The sequence below is a fragment of the Spirillospora sp. NPDC052269 genome (assembly GCF_040679435.1).
Classification (GTDB): Bacteria; Actinomycetota; Actinomycetes; order Streptosporangiales; family Streptosporangiaceae; genus Spirillospora.
The window spans coordinates 116116-132049 of the sequence record NZ_JBFAUU010000010.1 but is presented as its reverse complement, the minus strand read 5'-3'; the positions used below and the strand labels follow the sequence as shown (position 1 = coordinate 132049).

Here is a 15934-nt window from a genome sequence, read left to right as displayed (position 1 = left end):
ATGTCCGCGCCCGGGGCGTTCGGTTCCACGTGGTGGACCTCGGGCGGGACACGGGCCGGTCACCGGTGGTGATGCTGCACGGGCTGTTCACCGGCTCGGCCGCATCCTGGTTCTTCACCGCCGCGCCCGCGCTCGCCCGCACCCGCCGCGTCCGGCTGCCGGACTGGCGCGGGCACGGCCTGACCGAGCGCACCCCGACCGGGTACGACACCGCGACGATGGTCGACGACCTGGCCGCGCTCACCGCCGACCTGCCCCCGTTCGCGATCGCCGGGCACAGCTACGGCGCGACCGTCGCGGTCCGGTTCGCCCGCGCCCATCCCGGCCGCGTGACGGCCCTCGCGCTGGTCGACCCGCCGTTCGTCCAGATCGACGCGCGCTGGTACGCCGCCCAGGGCGAGAACGCCCAAGGAGAGGACGCGGTCCGAGGTGAGGACGCCGTCCGGAGCAGGATCGCCGACCTGCTGGCCCGGACCTCGCTGCGGGACGACCTCGCCGCCGATCCGCCGGTCACCGCCGCGGAGCTGGCCGAGCTCGCCGGGCTCCCGATGCTCGCCGTCGTCGGGTCCGGGTCGCCGTTCCGGCCCGCCGCCGACCTGGTCGGACGGGCCCTGCCCGCCGCCCGGCGGCACGTCCTGGCCGGGGGCCACGACCTGCACATCACCGCGCGGGCGCGGCTCACCCCGCTGCTCGGCGCGTTCCTGGAGGAGTCCCATGCCTGAGATCACCGCACGCGGCGTCCGGTTCCACGTCCAGACCCTCGACCCGGTGGGGGGCACGCCCGGGACCGCGGGGCCGGACGCGCCGGTGGTGGTGTTCGTCCACGGCCTGGTCATGGACAACCTGTCGAGCTTCTACTACCGGCTGGCCGGGCCGGTCGCGGCGGCCGGGGCCCGGTCCGTCCTGTACGACCAGCGCGGGCACGGCCTGTCCGAGCGGCCCCCGACCGGCTACGGCGTGGACGACGCGGTCGACGACCTGTTCGGCGTCCTGGACGGCCTGGACATCGGCCGCCCGGTGCACCTGGTGTCCAACAGCTTCGGCGGGGCGGTGGCGCTGAACGCCGCGCTCGCCCGTCCCGACCGGGTCGCCGGGCTGGTCATGGTCGAGTCCTACGGGCCCGCCGAGCGCCCCGGCGCGTGGGTCGAGGACATGCTCAACACGCTCTCCCGGTCCGCGCTCTTCCTGGAGTACGAGGAGCGGCTCGCGGTCCAGGCCGCCGCGGTCACCGGGCGGCGGCGCGGCCGCCAGACGGCCGTCGCCGCGGCGCTCATCAACGACACCAGCCTGCTGACGGACGTCGCCGCCGCCGAACCCGTCCTTCCCGAACGCCTCGCCACCCTGCGCTGCCCGGTGCTGGCCGTCTACGGCGAGCACTCCGACGTCCTCGCCGCCGGACGGCTCCTCGCCGCGCACGCCCCGGACTGCGAACTGCACGTCCTGCCCGGCCACGCGCACACCGTGCTCAGCGACGGCCACGCCGACCTGCTCGCCCTCATGCTCCCCTGGCTCGCCCGCCGAACCCCCGAGGAGACCTCTGACTCCGGTCCGCGCGCCGAGACGCGCGGGACGGACCCCGAGGCCGGTTCGCGCGCGCGGACGCGCGAGGCGGAACCCGATCCCGGCTCGCGTGCGGGCGCGCGCGAGCCGATCTTCACCGGAGGTGCGTGATGAGCCCGAGAACGTCCCGAGGCCGCCGGGTCGCCGTCCCGTCGCTGCTCGGGAACGCCGTCCCGCCCGACCGCCCCGCCGAGCGCGACCGCCGCCGGTTCCTGTTCGCGGTGCCGCCGCTGACCGGCCACATCAACCCGACGATCGCGGTGGCCGCCGAGCTGGCCGAGCGAGGGCACAAGGTCGCCTGGGCGGGCCGCCGGAGCCATGTGGAGCCGCTGCTGCCGTCCGGCGCGCGCGTGTACGCCGCCGAGGAGCCCGCGTTCACCGCCGAGATCGAGGCCGCCCGCGACACGTGGATGTCGCTGCGCGGCCCGGCGGCGCTGAAGTTCCTCTGGGAGGAGTTCATCGTCCCGCTCGGGCACGCGATGATGCCCGGCGTCGAGCGCGCCATGGACCGGTTCCGCCCGGACGTCGTGGTCTCCGACCAGCAGGTCCTCGCCGCGCCGGTCGCGGCGCGGCTGCAGGGGGTGCCATGGGCGACGTCCGCGACCACCTCCGCCGAGTTCACCCGGCCACTCGCCGGGATGCCGCTGGTGGAGGAGTGGGTCCGCGAGCAGATGGGCGCGTTCCAGACCGGGCACGGCATCGAGGACCTGATCGACCTGCGCTTCTCCGACCACCTGACGCTCGTGTTCTCCACCGGCGCGCTCGTCGGGGACGTGTCGTTCTTCCCCGACCACATCGCGTTCGTCGGCCCGGCCCTCGGCGGACGGCCCGAGCGCGACGCCTTCCCGTTCGAGTGGCTCGACCCGGAGGGCGAGGACGCCCGTCCGGCGGTCCTGGTGTCGCTCGGCACCGTCTCCGGCCCGGCCGGGGCGCGGTTCTTCCGCGTCGCCGCCGAGGCCGTCGCGCGGCTGGACGTCCAGGCGGTGTTCGTCATGCCGTCCGGGACGGGGGAGGACGCCGGGTTCACCGTCCCGGACAACGTGCTCGTCCAGGAGAGCGTCCCGCAGCTCGCGCTGCTGCCGCGGATGTCTGCAGTGGTCACGCACGGCGGGCACAACACCGTCTGCGAGGCGCTGGCGCACGGCCTGCCCCTGGTCGTCGCCCCGATCCGGGACGACCAGCCGGTCATCGCACGCCAGGTGGAGGCGTCCGGCGCGGGCCGCGTCGTCCGGTTCGCCCGGGCCGGCGCGGACGAGCTGCGCGAGGCGCTGACCGGCGTGCTCACCGACCCGTCGCACCGCGAGGCCGCCGCCCGGATCCGCGGCTCCTTCGACGCCGCCGGAGGCGCCGCCCGTGCGGCCGACCTCCTGGAGAAGCTCACGTGATCACCCTCGCCGCCGCGTTCCCGGCAGCATCCGCCACAGTGCCAGTGGCCGCCGCGGTGCCGTGGGCCGCGGCGGACCCGGGGGCGCCCACGCCCTCCGACGCGTTCTTCACGATCGTCGCGGGGCTTCCGGCGGCCGTGTCCGCTCTGGTCGCGGCGCTTCCGGCCGCGGTGCCCGCGCTCGCGGCCGTGCTGGTCGCGGGCGTGGTCACGGGGCGTGCGCTGGCGCTGCGGCGGCGTGTGCTTCCACTGGCTCCGCTGCCCGGGGCCGGGCCCGGACCCGCGACCGGCGGGAGCTCGGCGTCCGCCTTGTCCGAGATGGTCGCCGACTCCGGGTACGAGTTCGTGACGGGCGAGCGGGCCATGCTGCCCGGGCCCATCCGGCGGGCGGCGGTCGCGCACGCGCGGGAGCATCGGCTGGACGTCCTCGACCTGGTGCCCGTCGACCTGCCGTTCGAGCGCGCCTTCGACCTCGTCCGCTCCCTCGACCCGTGGCGGTACCGGACCGACCCGCTCGCGGTCGGGCGCGGCGCCGGGTTCGCCACCGTCGTCTCCGGAGACCTGCTGGCACGCGCCGGGCACGTCCGCGCCTCCCTGGACCCCGGCGCGTTCGGCGCCGTGACCGCCCGGCTGCGGCAGTTCACGACGTCGGCCGACCTGGCCGTCGTGCCGTCCGCGTGTCCGCGCGGGCCGATCGGGCGGGGACGCCGCGCCTGGCTGACCGGGCTCGGCATCCCGGTGTCCCGGATGGTCGCGACGTCCGTCCTCGGCTACCTCGCGGTGCTGTCCGCGCTGGTCATCGCCCCGATGTGGGGGCTGCTGGCGGTCATCGCGTACTGCGCCGTCCCGTACCTGGTCTTCGGCGGGACGGCCCTCGCCCCCTGCGACCTGCACGCGGCGGTGCTGCTCCGGCTCGTCCGGGAGCCGTACGGCTGGTGGCGGACGCTGACCGAAGCGCCGACCGTGTGGGAGCGCGACCGCGCCGACCGTGCGGACGCCGCCCGCCCCTACTACCGTGCCGAGATCGAGCGCGGCGTCGAGCGGTTCCTGGCCCCGCGCCGCGAGGACTGCCCGTGGTGCGCGTCGCCGTCGCTGGCCGTCCGCGTCCGGACGGGCGACATGGTCCACGGCAAACCAGGACGCTTCACCCTGGAGCGCTGCCGCGACTGCGGGTACGTCTTCCAGAACCCGCGCCTCGGCGACGAGGGCCGCGCCTTCTACGACCGCGACCACCAGGACCGGCCGAGCCCCGCGGTCCTGGAGCTGCAGGTGAAGGACGACGTCTTGCGCGCCCGCGCCCGGTTCGCCGCCGCGCACGTCGGCGCTCCGCGCGCCTGGCTGGACGTCGGGACCGGCCACGGTCACTTCTGCCGCGCCGCCGCCGCGCTGTTCCCCGGCACCGCGTTCGACGGGCTCGACACGGACGCGGGCGTCGAGGAGGGCGTCCTGCGCGGCTGGCTGCGGGCCGCGCACCGCTGCGCCCTCCGCGACCTGCCCGGGGAGCTCGCCGGACGGTACGACGTGATCAGCATGTACCACTACCTGGAGCACAGCGGCGACCCGGCCCGCGAGCTGGACGCGGCCGTGAAGGCGCTACCCGCCGGGGGACACCTGCTGATCGAGCAGCCCGATCCCGAATGCAGGTTCGGCCGCCTGGGCCGTGTCGGGATCCCCTGGCTGCAACCCCGGCACCTCGACCTGGTCACGGCCGACAACCTCGTGCGGGCGCTCGGCGCGCGCGGGATGCGGGTCCTGGCCGTCCAGCGGCGCGCGGCGCACCACCGCCACGACGCGAGGGCGGCCGTCCACCTCGGGCTGACCGCGTTCGCGCCCGACCCGTCCCGGCCGTGGGCGCCGGGCCCGCCGACCCGCGCGGGCCGGTTCCGCCGCGCCGCCGCCCAGGCCGCGACGCCGCCGCTGCTGGCCGCCGCCGCGCTGGCGGACCGGCTCGTCCTGCCGCTGGTCCCCGGGCCCGGCAACGCCTACCGGATCCTGGCCCGCAAGGACGAGGGGTGACCGAGAACGTGACGACCGCAAGCCGGACGGCGACGCCGACCGCGACCACGAAGGACGCCTTGGTGGGACTCGCCGACGACCCGGAGATCCGGATCACCGCGCACATGTACGAGCGCGTGTTCGGCGTCCCTCCCGCCACCCTGCGCCGGGCGCCGGGCGGCCTCACCCTCCTCGGCGGCCCCCCGCCACCCCCACCCCCATCCGCGGACGCGCCGCCGACCACCGCCGCCCACACCCCGCCGTCCGCTCCGGCGCTGGCCGTCGCGCTCGCCTGGGGGGCGATCGTCGCCGCCGGGCCGAACCCGGACGGCGGCGTGGACCTCTACTCGATGAACCGGCACACCGAACGGTGCACCTCGCTCGACGACGTCCCGGAGTGGGCGGTGCACGTGGTCGAGGCGCTGCGCGCGCACGCCGACCCGCCGCCCCCGGCCCGGATGGTCGTGGACCGCGAACTGCCCGCCGAGACCGGCCTGCTGTCCGGCACGGAGGTGGTGTGCGCGGCGGCGATGGCGCTCGGCGACCTGCACGGCCCGCCCGCCGCGTCCGTCCCGTCCGCCGTGGCGCCCGAGTACCTCGCCGCGCTGCACTCGCGCGCGGGACACGCCCTGCTGATCACCGAGGCGGGTCCGGAGCAGATCCCGTTCGACCTGGCCGCCGCCGGACTGCGCCTGCTGATCATCGACGTGGGCGTGGCGGAGGAGGCACCGGCAGCGACGACGCCGGCACGGGGGACGCCTGCGGGCGGGACGCTGGCAGGCGGGACGGTCAAGGCGTCCGACCTGGGCCAGGACATCGTGGAGAGCGCCGCCGAGGCGCTCCGCGCGGGCTACCCGGCGGGCCTCGGACCGTTGCTGACCGAGGCGCACATGCCCGGCCGCCCGACCCTCGACCTGGCCCTGACGGCCGCTCGTGACGCGGGCGCGCTGGGAGGACGGAGCCTCGGACGCTGCGCCGTCGCGCTCGTCCCGCTGGCGGTGGTCCCGCGCGTCCGCGCCGAGGTCGTCGCCCGGCTGGAGGGGCACGTCGCCCGTCCGCCGCGCTTCCTCACGGCCGTGGCCTCAGGCCGTCCCTAGGAGCTCGCGGGACGCGTCGCCGCGTGGCGCTCGCGGAGCGCCTGTTCGACCAGGGCGACGGCGTGGACGAGCTGGACGAGCCGGGCGCCCTCGCGGCGGTAGGTGTCCAGGACGGCCTCGATGCCGTGCGGCGGGACGGCCCCGGCGAGCTCGACGCGCGCGGAGCGGAAGCCCTCACGCGCGGCCTCGACGGCGGCGGTGACGTGGTGCCGGGCCATCCGGGCGAGCGCGACCGGGTAGCGGCGCAGCACGCCGTAGCGGCGGTACTCGGGCGGGACGAGGTCCAGCAGCCAGGCGAGCGCGGTCTCCTCGAACCGGTCGGTTCCCGGCGGATGCACCTGCGGTGGCCAGCCGGGCGGGACGAAGCTGCTCACCTGCCCAGAATACCCCAAGTTCGAAACTCTGTTCGATCGAGCGTCCGCTGTCCGAACTTTGCCGGACGGGCGCCCGCCAAGAGGAGGCGCCCTGGTCAGACCCTGCTCGGGCGCTTTACTCCTGCGGGGCGGGGGTGCCGCCCTGGCCGGAGCGGCGGATGCGGATGCGGCCCGACTCCAGGTCGGCCCGGCCGGAGTCGCCGGCCTGGAGCATGTCGTCGTGCTTCATCGTGCGCTGCCGCTCCTGCTCCTCCTGCTTGACCTTCTTGGAGCCCTCGAAGGCCGAGGCCAGGTCCTCGAACAGGCCGCCGCCCATGCCCGCGCCGGACTCGCCGTCCCCGCGGATGGCGTTCATCAGCGAGGACTTGCCGGTGCCCTCCTGAGGCCACTCGATGACCTCGGGCTCGGCCTGCTTCCCCGTCGTGCCCATGGGACGGCCCTTGACGCGCTTACGGCGACGGAACGGTGACTTCACACTCAACTCCAACGCGACGAGCTTCCAGAATGATCCACGCCGTCCGGCCGATGGCGTCGGCCGTCCGCGGGGGAGGGAGTCGGTGTGCCTCCCATCCTCCGGATACCTGCCCACCGTGATCGTCCGGCTACCGTCCGGATGGGCTGGTCCGGGATCAGCACACGATAGCCGTTCGGAGGCGTGGCCCGGCGACCCCCGCAGGGCGTCGATGGCTCGGTTGAGGGCTTCCGGGACGGTAGCCTGCGGGGCGTGCGTCTCTCCCAAGCCATCTCCGTCCTGGACGATCTGTATCCGCCCGCGTGGGCCGAGTCCTGGGACGCCGTCGGGCTCGTCTGCGGCGACCCCGATCAGGAGGTCCGCCGCGTCCTGTTCGCGGTCGACCCGGTGGCCGCCGTCGTGGACGAGGCCCTGGAGTGGGACGCCGACCTGATCGTCACCCATCATCCGCTGCTGCTGCGCGGGGTGCACGGCGTCGGGGCGGACACGCCCAAGGGCCGCCTGGTGCACCGCCTGATCAAGAACGACGTCGCGCTGTTCACCGCGCACACCAACGCCGACGTCGCCGTCCCGGGCGTGTCGGACGCGCTCGCCCGCGCCGTCGGCGTGACCGGGGAGCTGCGCCCGATCGTCCCGTCCGCGGGCGACCCGCGCCGCGGCCTCGGCCGCATCGGCGACCTGCCGGAGACCCTCACCCTCGAGGAGTTCACCGCCAGGGTCGCCGCCGGACTGCCCGCCACCGTCTGGGGCGTCCGCGCCGCCGGGGACCCCGGACGTCCCGTCCGCACCGTCGCGGTCTGCGGCGGGGCGGGCGACTCGCTGCTGACCGACGTCCGCGCGGCGGACGTCGACGTGTACCTCACCGCCGACCTGCGGCACCATCCCGCGTCGGAGTTCGTCGAAGCCGGAGGACCGGCGCTGCTGGACGCGGCGCACTGGGCCACCGAGCACCCGTGGCTGGCCGGCGCCGCCGCGGCGCTGGCCCGCGAACTCGGCGTGACGACCCGCGTGTCCACGGCGGTCACCGACGCTTGGCGCCTGCACGGTGCCAACAACGAAGGAGAGAAGTGAAAGCCGCACCGCACGCCCAGCAGCGCCTGATCGACCTGCAGGAGCTCGACAGCTCGCTCGACCGGCTGGCGCACCGCCGCCGCACGCTGCCGGAGCTCGCCGAGATCGAGCGGCTGGACGGCCGCCGCGGCGAGCTGCGCGACCAGATCGTCTCCGCCGAGACCGAGCTCGGCGACCTGGAGCGCGAGCAGAGGAAGGCCGAGCAGGACGTCGACCAGGTCCGCACCCGCGCCGACCGCGACCAGAAGCGCCTCGACTCGGGCATGGTCACCTCCGCGAAGGACCTGGCGTCCCTCCAGGCCGAGATCGAGTCCCTGGGCCGCCGCCAAGGGGACCTCGAGGAGGTCGTCCTGGAGATCATGGAGCGCCGCGAGGCGGCCGAGGGCAAGGTCAACGACCTGCGCGCCGAGGCCGAGAAGTCGGCGTCCGACCTGACCGGGCTGAACGAGAGCCTCGGCGCCGAGCAGGCCAAGATCGACGAGGAGTCCGGGCTCACCACCACCGCCCGCGCGGGCGTCGCCAAGGACGTCCCGGACGAGCTGGTCGCCCTCTACGAGAAGCTGCGCGGCCAGTTCGGCGGCGTCGGCGCGGCCGTCCTGTACCGGGGCTCCTGCCAGGGCTGCCACCTCGCGCTCAACACCGTCGACCTGAACCGGATCCGCGCGGCCGCCGCCGACGACGTGCTGCGCTGCGAGGAGTGCCGCCGCATCCTCGTCCGGACCGCCGAGTCCGGCCTGTAGTGCGGCGACGGGGGAGGAGCGCGCGGTGACGGCCGGACGCAGGCTCGTCGTCGAGGCGGACGGCGGGTCGCGGGGCAACCCGGGGCCCGCCGGGTACGGCGCCGTCGTGAAGGACGCCCTGACCGGCGAGGTGCTCGCCGAGGCCGCCGAGTCCATCGGCCTGGCCACCAACAACGTCGCCGAGTACCGCGGCCTGATCGCCGGGCTCACCGCCGCCGCGGGCCTCGACCCGGACGCGCGGGTCGAGGTCCGGATGGACTCCAAGCTGGTCGTCGAGCAGATGTCCGGGCGCTGGAAGATCAAGCACCCGGACATGCGCCCGCTGGCCGAACGCGCCCGCGAGGTCGCGTCCGGCCTCGGCTCGGTCTTCTACGAGTGGATCCCCCGCGCCCGGAACTCCCACGCCGACCGCCTCGCGAACGAGGCGATGGACGCCGCCGCCCGCGGCGAGGTGTGGCAGCCTCAGGCCGAGGCGGAGCCGGCGCCGGCGGCCGCCCCGGGCTGGTCGCCCGCCACGACCACCCCCACCGGCACCCTCCTGCTCCGGCACGGCGAGACGCCGCTGTCCATCGACAAGCGCTTCGCCGGGGTCACCGACGTCCCGCTGACCGAGCACGGCCTCGCGCAGGCCCGCGCCGCCGCCCGGGCCGTGAAGGACGTCGAGGCGATCGTGACCTCCCCCCTCGACCGCTGCCGCGCCACGGCCGCCGAGGTCGCCGCCGTCACCGGCCTTGCGATCCGGGTCGAGGACGGCTTCCGCGAGACCGACTTCGGCGCGTGGGAGGGCCTCACCTTCCGCGAGGCCTCCGAGCGCGATCCGGACGCCCTCGCCGCCTGGCTGGCCGACCCGTCCGTCGCCCCGCCCGGCGGGGAGAGCTTCGAGGCCGTCGCCCGGCGCGTCCGGACGGCCCTGGACAAGCTGAAGGTCCGCCACCGGCACCAGCGCGTCCTGGTCGTCTCGCACGTCACCCCGATCAAGCTGCTCGTCGCGGACGCCCTGGGCGCCCCGCTCTCGTCCCTGTACCGCATGCACCTGGACACCGCGTCCCTGAGCGGCGTCGACTGGTACGACGACGGCCCGGCGACCCTGCGCGCCTTCAACGACGTCCACCACCTGGACGCCTGACGTCGCCGGCGCGCTGAGACGCCTTCCGAAACCGGTACGCTTGACCCACGGCGGACGAGCCGGCCGGACGGCCGCGTCGGGGCATCGCCCCGTCGAGGAAAGTCCGGGCTCCACAGGGCAGGGTGGTCGGTAACACCGACCCGGGGCGACCCGCGGGACAGTGCCACAGAAAGCAGACCGCCACCGCGAGGTGGTAAGGGTGAAACGGTGAGGTAAGAGCTCACCGGCGCCCACGGTGACGTGGGCGGCCAGGTAAACCCCACCCGGAGCAAGGTCAAGAAGGGAAGCGACGCTTCCCGCGCAGGCGTTCGAGGGCGGCCCGCCCGATGCCTGCGGGTAGACCGCTGGAGGCCGCCGGCAACGGCGGTCCGAGATGGATGGCCGTCACCGCCCCGCAAGGGACGGCACAGAACCCGGCTTACAGGCCGACTCGTCCGCCCCACACTCCTCTGACCTGCGGCGTCATGGCCGCGATTTCGGCGATCTTTGCGCATTGATTGTTGTGCGCCTACCAAGATCGTGTTACTTACAGTAGTGATCAAACTGCTTACAGTGACCGCGATTCGGGTGGGGCTCCTTCAATGACCAAACGATGGCTTGTCTGTCTTCTGGCGGGGGCGCTCTGCGGCGTGGTCCCGGTGCTGGCGAACGCGTCCCCGGCCGCCGCGGCGACCGTCATCAACGTCGCGCCCGGCGGAGCCGACGTCGGGGGGTGCGGCTCGACCGCCTCGCCGTGCGCGTCGATCCCGTACGCCTACAACCTGGCCGTCGCCGGGGACACCATCAGGGTGCAGGCGGGCACGTACGTCCTGACCAACCCTCTATTCATCCAGAAGGACAACCTGCATTTCGAGGGCGCCCAGGTCGGTGTGGACGCACGCACCCGTACCCCCGGCGACCCGGGCGAGACGGTCATCACGACCCTGCCCGGCGTCCCGCTCCTGTATGACCTGTTCGACGCGCGGGCCAACGGGGTGTCGATCGACGGGTTCACCTTCGCCGACAACGGCAACGGTGCGGGAGTGATCACCAGGGAGACCTTCAGCGGCTTCACGGTCGACAACAACATCTTCTCGAACAACCTCAAGGGGCTCGCCCCGTCCTCCAACGGCGTGACGCCTTCGTACTTCCGGCAGAACCTGTTCCTCTCCAACAACAACACGGCGTTCGATCCCGGACAGGAGGGAAACGGGGTCTTCACCTATCGGCCGCTGGCGAACGCGACGTTCTCGAACAACACGTTCCAGGGCAACGACAACGCGTCGATCAACATCTCCGGAGGCGAGGCGGCTTTCGGGACGACGAACAACATCACCATCTCCGACAACGACATGGACGGTGAGTACCCCGTCCAGCTGGTCGCCCTCACGGACGTCGTCGTCACCCGGAACAGCATGGTCGGGGGCTGGAGCGGTGTTCAGCTGTCCGGCGCCGTCCAGCGCGCCTCGATCACGCAGAACACCATCACCGACAAGACCCGGGGCGGCGTCCTGCTGTACACCGGGATCGCCCCGTTCCCGAACGTCGACATCGACATCTCCGACAACGTCATCGAGCGGACCGCGACACTCACCGGCCGCTACGGCGTGGAGATCTCCAACTCCGCCACCAATGTCAACGTGCAGAACAACCTCATCACCGACTCCGGCTTCGGTGCGATCGGGTTCACGCCGCGCGGGTCGACGACGCCCAGTACCAACGTCACGATCACGCAGAACACCATCACCGGATCCGGCGACTCGGGCATCTCCGTCGCGGACGGCACCTACACGGGGCCGATGACGGTCAACTACAACCGGATCGTCGACAACGGCGCCAACGCGGGCCTGGTCAACAACGCCGCCGCCGCGACCATCGACGCGCGGCTCAACTGGTGGGGCTGCAACGACATGCCGGACGGCTCGGGCTGCGACCACCCGATCGGGACGGCGGCCGGGCAGATCGACTTCCAGCCCTGGCTGATCCTGACCATCAGTTCCGTGCCCGCCGACATCGCGGCCGGCCAGCAGGCGCAGATCACCGCCAGCCTGCAGAACGACTCCAACGGGGGCACTCCGCCCGGCCCGTTCTTCCAGGCGGTGACGACCACCTTCGCCGCCGATCCGGGCAGCGTCGATCCCAGCCAGGTGCTCACCGACGCGCTGCTGCACGCCATCACCACCTGGCCCGCCGGCCAGCCCCGTCCCGAGTCGATCTGCGCCACGATCGACCACCAGACCGTCTGCCTGACGTTCGAGGAGGCGGGCTCGCTCTCCCTGCACAAGCGCGTCGACACGCCCGGTCCGTACAGGATCGGGCAGGACGTGCGGTACTCCTACACCGTCACCAACACCGGCAACCTCGTGCTGAACGACGTGCAGGTCACGGACGATCACGTCACCGACGTCACCTGTGCCGAGACCACGCTGGCGCCCGGGGCCGAGACCACCTGCCAGGGCACGTACCGGATCACCCAGGCCGGGGTGATCACCAACGTGGCCGTGGCGTCGGGAACCGACACGCAGGGCCGCCAGGTCGTCAGCGGTTCCGGCAGCGTCACCATTCACGTCGGCAAGCCGCCGCACCCGAAGCCGCCGCACCCGAGGCCCCCGCACCCGAGGCCGCACAAGTGCCCGCCGTGCAAGTGGTGGCGTCACCACAAGTGGGCCTCGCACAAGCGGGCCCCGCACAAGGACCCTTCGCACAGGGAGGCGATCCATGAAGCGGCCTACCGCGAGGAGGCGTCCGGCGGCCGGGGGTAGTCCCGGCGCCGGGCGGGACTCCCGACGGCCGGGAACACCCCGGCCACAGGTGGAACCCCGCTCGTAGACCGCTCGCCTCGCGCCCCGCTCCGAACGTCCGGAGCGGGGCGCGAGGCGTCGCGGGGGACGGAGGCGAGGGCGCTGGAAGGGAAGGGCCTCATCGCCGCCCGTGTACATAAGGGCTGGTCACAGGCATGGGCCACGGGGATCTCGAGGACGTCGGTGGTGCCGGCGGTAGGCCCGTGCGGAGGTGTTGGAAAGGGGCGTTCCGGGTGGGTTCCGTGACTCAAGAGGATCGGGTCATGGGACACAGAGCGGGACGGAGAGGGCGCTTACCGTCCGAAGTACGCAGCCGGATCTGTTGGGAGATCGGCGAGGCGGCGGGGCCCGGCGGACGGGACCCGCGGAGAGGGGCGCTGGTGATCATCGTTCTGGTGGCCTTGGTCGCGCTTTTCCCGCTGCTGATGGCGCTCTACCTGGTGGAGTTCGCCCGCGAGAGCCGGCGGGACGCGCTGTTCGGCCCGGCGGACAGCCGGAGCGCCCGGCGGGCCCGCCGGGTGACCGGAATGTACGTCCGGGGCGCCGTGGACCCGCACGCCCAGGAGTCCGGGGATCCGTACGCCCGTGGCGGCGATGAGGAGTTGGTGGGTCGCTGACCGACGGGGGGCCGGGGCCGCCCCTTTCGCCCGGGGGCGGCCCCACGGCCCGTCAGACGGACGTGCGTTCGTCGCCGCGGACCGGGCCGAACGTCCCGGACGCGCGGTCCAGGACGTGGACGTCCGCCGTCTCGAGGTCGAGGTAGAGGCCGACCAGGGTGAGCTCGCCCGAGTCGACCAGGTCCCGGAGCCAGGGGTAGCTCTCCAGGTTCTCCAGCTGCTGGACGACGTTGAGCTGGCAGAGCCGGGTCATCGGGGACTGGTCCGGGACGGGCTCGGACGCCACGAACCGGGCGAGGCTGGGCTTGGCGTGCTGGATCCACCGGGTGAGGGAGGGCAGGTGCTCGACCTCCTTGCCGCCGGCCAGCAGCGCCGCCATCGCGCCGCAGTTGGAGTGGCCGCAGACCGTGATCGTCCGGATGCCGAGGACGTTCAGCGCGTACTCGACGGTCGCGGCGACCGAGTCGTCCGGGGGGACGGCCCCGTGCCGGGGCACCATGTTGCCGACGTTGCGGTTGATGAACAGGTCGCCCGGACCGGACGCGGTGATGATGTTGGGCACCACCCGCGAGTCGACGCAGGTGATGAACAGGTGTTCGGGTTTCTGCTCGAAGGCGAGCTCGGACATGATCGGACGGACCAGCCGGGCCGTTCGCCCCTGGTACTCGCGGATCCCCGACAGCAGGAGGTCGCTGGGCGTGGCGCCGGACGCGCCCGGGGTGCTCCCCGGACGCCGGCGGCGGTTCGCCCAGGGGGCCCACCAGCGGGCGCCCGGGGGAGACTTGCGCTGACCAGACAAATCACCTGTCACGGCTCTTTCATACCAAGACTCATGAATCTCGTCGATGTCGACCCTGCCGCCGAGCCGTTCGTGCGCCATCCGCCAGTGGTGCACGGTCTCGAACGCCGCATGGTCCATGAAGTCCACGTTCAGGTCCAGGTCGACCCCCGCGCCGGGCGGGACGGCGGCCAGCGCGCGGGACAGTCTCGGCACCCCGAGGAACGTGAGTGTCCCCTCCACGACCACGTGCCAGGTGGGCTCGCCGGGCCGGTCGCCCGCGCTCGGCACCGCCTCCTCGACCCGGACGGCCAGCCGGGTGAGCCGCCGCAGCGCCAGCACCCCCGCCACCGCCATCCCGGTCAGGACGCCCTCGCCCAGCCCCAGCAGCACCACGCCCGCCGCCGTCGCCACGTGGACGGGGACCTCCCCGTGGCCCCGCAGGTCCTGCAGCCGGGTCCGGTCCACCAGCCGGAACCCGAGCACCACCAGCAGCCCGGCCAGCGCCGACAGCGGGATCCGCTCGATCAGCGCCGCGCAGGTCACCGCCCCGGCCAGGATCCAGACCCCCTGCAGGACGGTCGCCGTCCGCGTCCGCGCGCCCGCCTCGGCGTTGAGGACGCTCCGGCCGATCACCCCGGTGACCGGAAGCCCGCCGAGCAGCCCCGACACCGTGTTCGCCGCGCCCTGCCCGAGCAGCTCCCGGTCCAGGTCGGCGCGCGGCGCGCCGTCGGGCCGCCGCCGGTCCATCGCGATCGCGCACAGCAGTGACTCGACGGACGCGACCATCGCGACGGCCGCGACCGCGCCGACGATCTCGTGCACCGGCGCGTCCGGCAGGACCGGCGGACGCCACCCCCCGAACAGCCGCCCCGGCATGTCCACGTGCGGAACGCTCCATCCGAACGCCCACGTCCCCGCCGAGGCGAGCACCACCGCCGGTACCGCCGCCGGCACCCGCAGCACCACCCCGGACACCCGCCGACCCACCTCGGATTCTCCTCGCCCCACCCCAGACGCCCGCAGGATCACCCCAGACGCCCACCGGACCATCCCAGACGCCCACCGGACCATCCCAGACGCCCACCGGACCACCGCAGGCGGCAGCCATCGGACCGCCGTGGGTAGCGGCCACCGGACCTCCTCGGGCGTCTGTGGGGCCGCCTCGGGCGCTCGCGGCGCAGGCACCCGCTGGGCCGCCTTGGGCGATCTCGCGCCTGCCTCCGGCGGCTGTGGGGCCGTCCTGGGCGCCTGCGGGGCTGCCGCGGCCTGCTGCTCCCTCCCAGCCGCTCCGTGGTGGTGGCGGCGACCCGCGTACGTCCAGAGGAGCAGGATCGCGATCGTGCCCAGCGCGACAGCCGTCGAGGGGCCGTGCGCGCGTGCGAGCTGTCCGGGCAGCTCGATCAGGTTCTCGGTCGCCGACCCCTGCGGCCGTCCGCCGAGCATGACGTGCAGCTGCGACAGGACGAGCGTCAGCCCGACCCCCGCGAGCATCCCGTGGACGACCGCGGGGGAGACGGCCAGCGCCGCGCGCGCGACCCGGGCCGCGCCCAGCGCGATCTGGAGCAGGCCCGCGAGCAGGGTGACCCCGCAGGCCGCGCGCCACCCGTACACGTGGGCGGTCTCGGAGACGATCACGGCGAGTCCGGCGGCGGGGCCGCTGACCCGCAGCGGCGACCCGCCGGCCAGCCCGCCGACGACGCCGCCGACGACCGCGGCGACCAGGCCCGCCGCCACCGGCGCCCCGGACGCCACCGCGATCCCCAGCGACAGCGGGACGGCGACCAGGAACACCGCGAACGAGGCCGCCACGTCATGACGGAGAACGGAAACGGCATGTGAGGAATCAGTCACGCTCTGCATTCAAACAGGCGGGATTCCGTCACGCTCCGAATTCCGTGAACCGTCCGGAAGTCGCCCGGACGCCGAAGAGGCCGTCC

Annotated in this window: 13 protein-coding genes, 1 other RNA gene and 1 pseudogene; 11 read left to right on the top strand and 4 right to left on the bottom strand. The window is 74.0% G+C overall.

What is annotated here, in order from left to right; translation table 11 throughout:
• The first annotated feature begins 32 nt into the window (after positions 1-32).
• From AB0L06_RS22495 to AB0L06_RS22475, 5 genes are read left to right on the top strand one after another with little or no spacing between them, the layout of a single operon-like run.
• Positions 33-722, top strand: a complete 690-nt coding sequence (locus AB0L06_RS22495) for an alpha/beta fold hydrolase (RefSeq protein ID WP_500233016.1) — start codon at positions 33-35, stop codon at positions 720-722.
• On the top strand, positions 715-1671 hold the full coding sequence (locus AB0L06_RS22490; protein WP_500233015.1) for an alpha/beta fold hydrolase: 957 nt from the start codon (positions 715-717) through the stop codon (positions 1669-1671). Before AB0L06_RS22495 ends, AB0L06_RS22490 begins: the two co-directional genes overlap by 8 nt.
• Complete coding sequence (locus tag AB0L06_RS22485) at positions 1671-2945, top strand: glycosyltransferase (protein WP_500233014.1); 1275 nt, start codon at positions 1671-1673, stop codon at positions 2943-2945. The genes AB0L06_RS22490 and AB0L06_RS22485 overlap by 1 nt, the downstream gene beginning before the upstream one ends.
• A complete protein-coding gene (locus AB0L06_RS22480) occupies positions 2942-4960 on the top strand; it encodes a class I SAM-dependent methyltransferase (RefSeq protein ID WP_500233013.1) in 2019 nt (672 codons plus the stop codon). The genes AB0L06_RS22485 and AB0L06_RS22480 overlap by 4 nt, the downstream gene beginning before the upstream one ends.
• On the top strand, positions 4957-6036 hold the full coding sequence (locus AB0L06_RS22475) for a hypothetical protein (protein WP_500233012.1): 1080 nt from the start codon (positions 4957-4959) through the stop codon (positions 6034-6036). The genes AB0L06_RS22480 and AB0L06_RS22475 overlap by 4 nt, the downstream gene beginning before the upstream one ends.
• On the opposite strand, the gene AB0L06_RS22470 is transcribed toward AB0L06_RS22475, so the two are convergent.
• Both AB0L06_RS22470 and AB0L06_RS22465 read right to left on the bottom strand, forming a co-directional pair.
• Positions 6033-6410 (bottom strand): hypothetical protein, encoded by a 378-nt coding sequence (locus tag AB0L06_RS22470; RefSeq protein ID WP_500233011.1) that lies wholly within the window; start codon positions 6408-6410, stop codon positions 6033-6035. The genes AB0L06_RS22475 and AB0L06_RS22470 overlap by 4 nt on opposite strands.
• A 115-nt stretch (positions 6411-6525) precedes the next feature.
• Entirely contained in the window at positions 6526-6840 is a 315-nt protein-coding gene (locus AB0L06_RS22465) for a DUF6191 domain-containing protein (RefSeq protein WP_500233010.1), read from the bottom strand.
• Between the two features lie 294 nt (positions 6841-7134).
• On the opposite strand from AB0L06_RS22465, the gene AB0L06_RS22460 reads away from it, so the two are divergent.
• The 6 genes from AB0L06_RS22460 (at position 7135) to AB0L06_RS22435 (ending at position 13216) form a co-directional block, all read left to right on the top strand.
• On the top strand, positions 7135-7953 hold the full coding sequence (locus AB0L06_RS22460; RefSeq protein WP_500233009.1) for a Nif3-like dinuclear metal center hexameric protein: 819 nt from the start codon (positions 7135-7137) through the stop codon (positions 7951-7953).
• Positions 7950-8693 carry a zinc ribbon domain-containing protein gene (locus AB0L06_RS22455; protein ID WP_500233008.1) on the top strand — a complete coding sequence of 248 codons (744 nt, stop codon included), beginning with the start codon at positions 7950-7952 and terminating at the stop codon, positions 8691-8693. Before AB0L06_RS22460 ends, AB0L06_RS22455 begins: the two co-directional genes overlap by 4 nt.
• 25 nt (positions 8694-8718) lie before the next feature.
• Positions 8719-9819 carry a bifunctional RNase H/acid phosphatase gene (locus AB0L06_RS22450; RefSeq protein ID WP_500233007.1) on the top strand — a complete coding sequence of 367 codons (1101 nt, stop codon included), beginning with the start codon at positions 8719-8721 and terminating at the stop codon, positions 9817-9819.
• A gap of 55 nt (positions 9820-9874) precedes the next feature.
• Positions 9875-10256, top strand: an RNA gene (rnpB, locus tag AB0L06_RS22445) — RNase P RNA component class A.
• Between the two features lie 144 nt (positions 10257-10400).
• Positions 10401-12560, top strand: coding sequence for a CLIPPER-2 domain-containing protein (locus tag AB0L06_RS22440; protein ID WP_500233006.1), 2160 nt, complete (start codon positions 10401-10403; stop codon positions 12558-12560).
• Positions 12561-12979: 419 nt separating this feature from the next.
• Positions 12980-13216, top strand: coding sequence for a hypothetical protein (locus tag AB0L06_RS22435; protein WP_500233005.1), 237 nt, complete (start codon positions 12980-12982; stop codon positions 13214-13216).
• 52 nt (positions 13217-13268) lie between these two features.
• Here the strand turns inward: AB0L06_RS22435 and AB0L06_RS22430 are convergent, their stop codons facing one another.
• Positions 13269-15326: a carbonic anhydrase gene (locus AB0L06_RS22430; RefSeq protein ID WP_500233216.1), complete on the bottom strand. Its 2058-nt coding sequence runs from the start codon at positions 15324-15326 to the stop codon at positions 13269-13271.
• Positions 15315-15857 (bottom strand): annotated as a pseudogene (locus AB0L06_RS22425) (SulP family inorganic anion transporter); the annotation flags it as partial. The gene AB0L06_RS22430 and the pseudogene AB0L06_RS22425, both read right to left, overlap by 12 nt.
• Positions 15858-15934 lie beyond the last annotated feature (77 nt).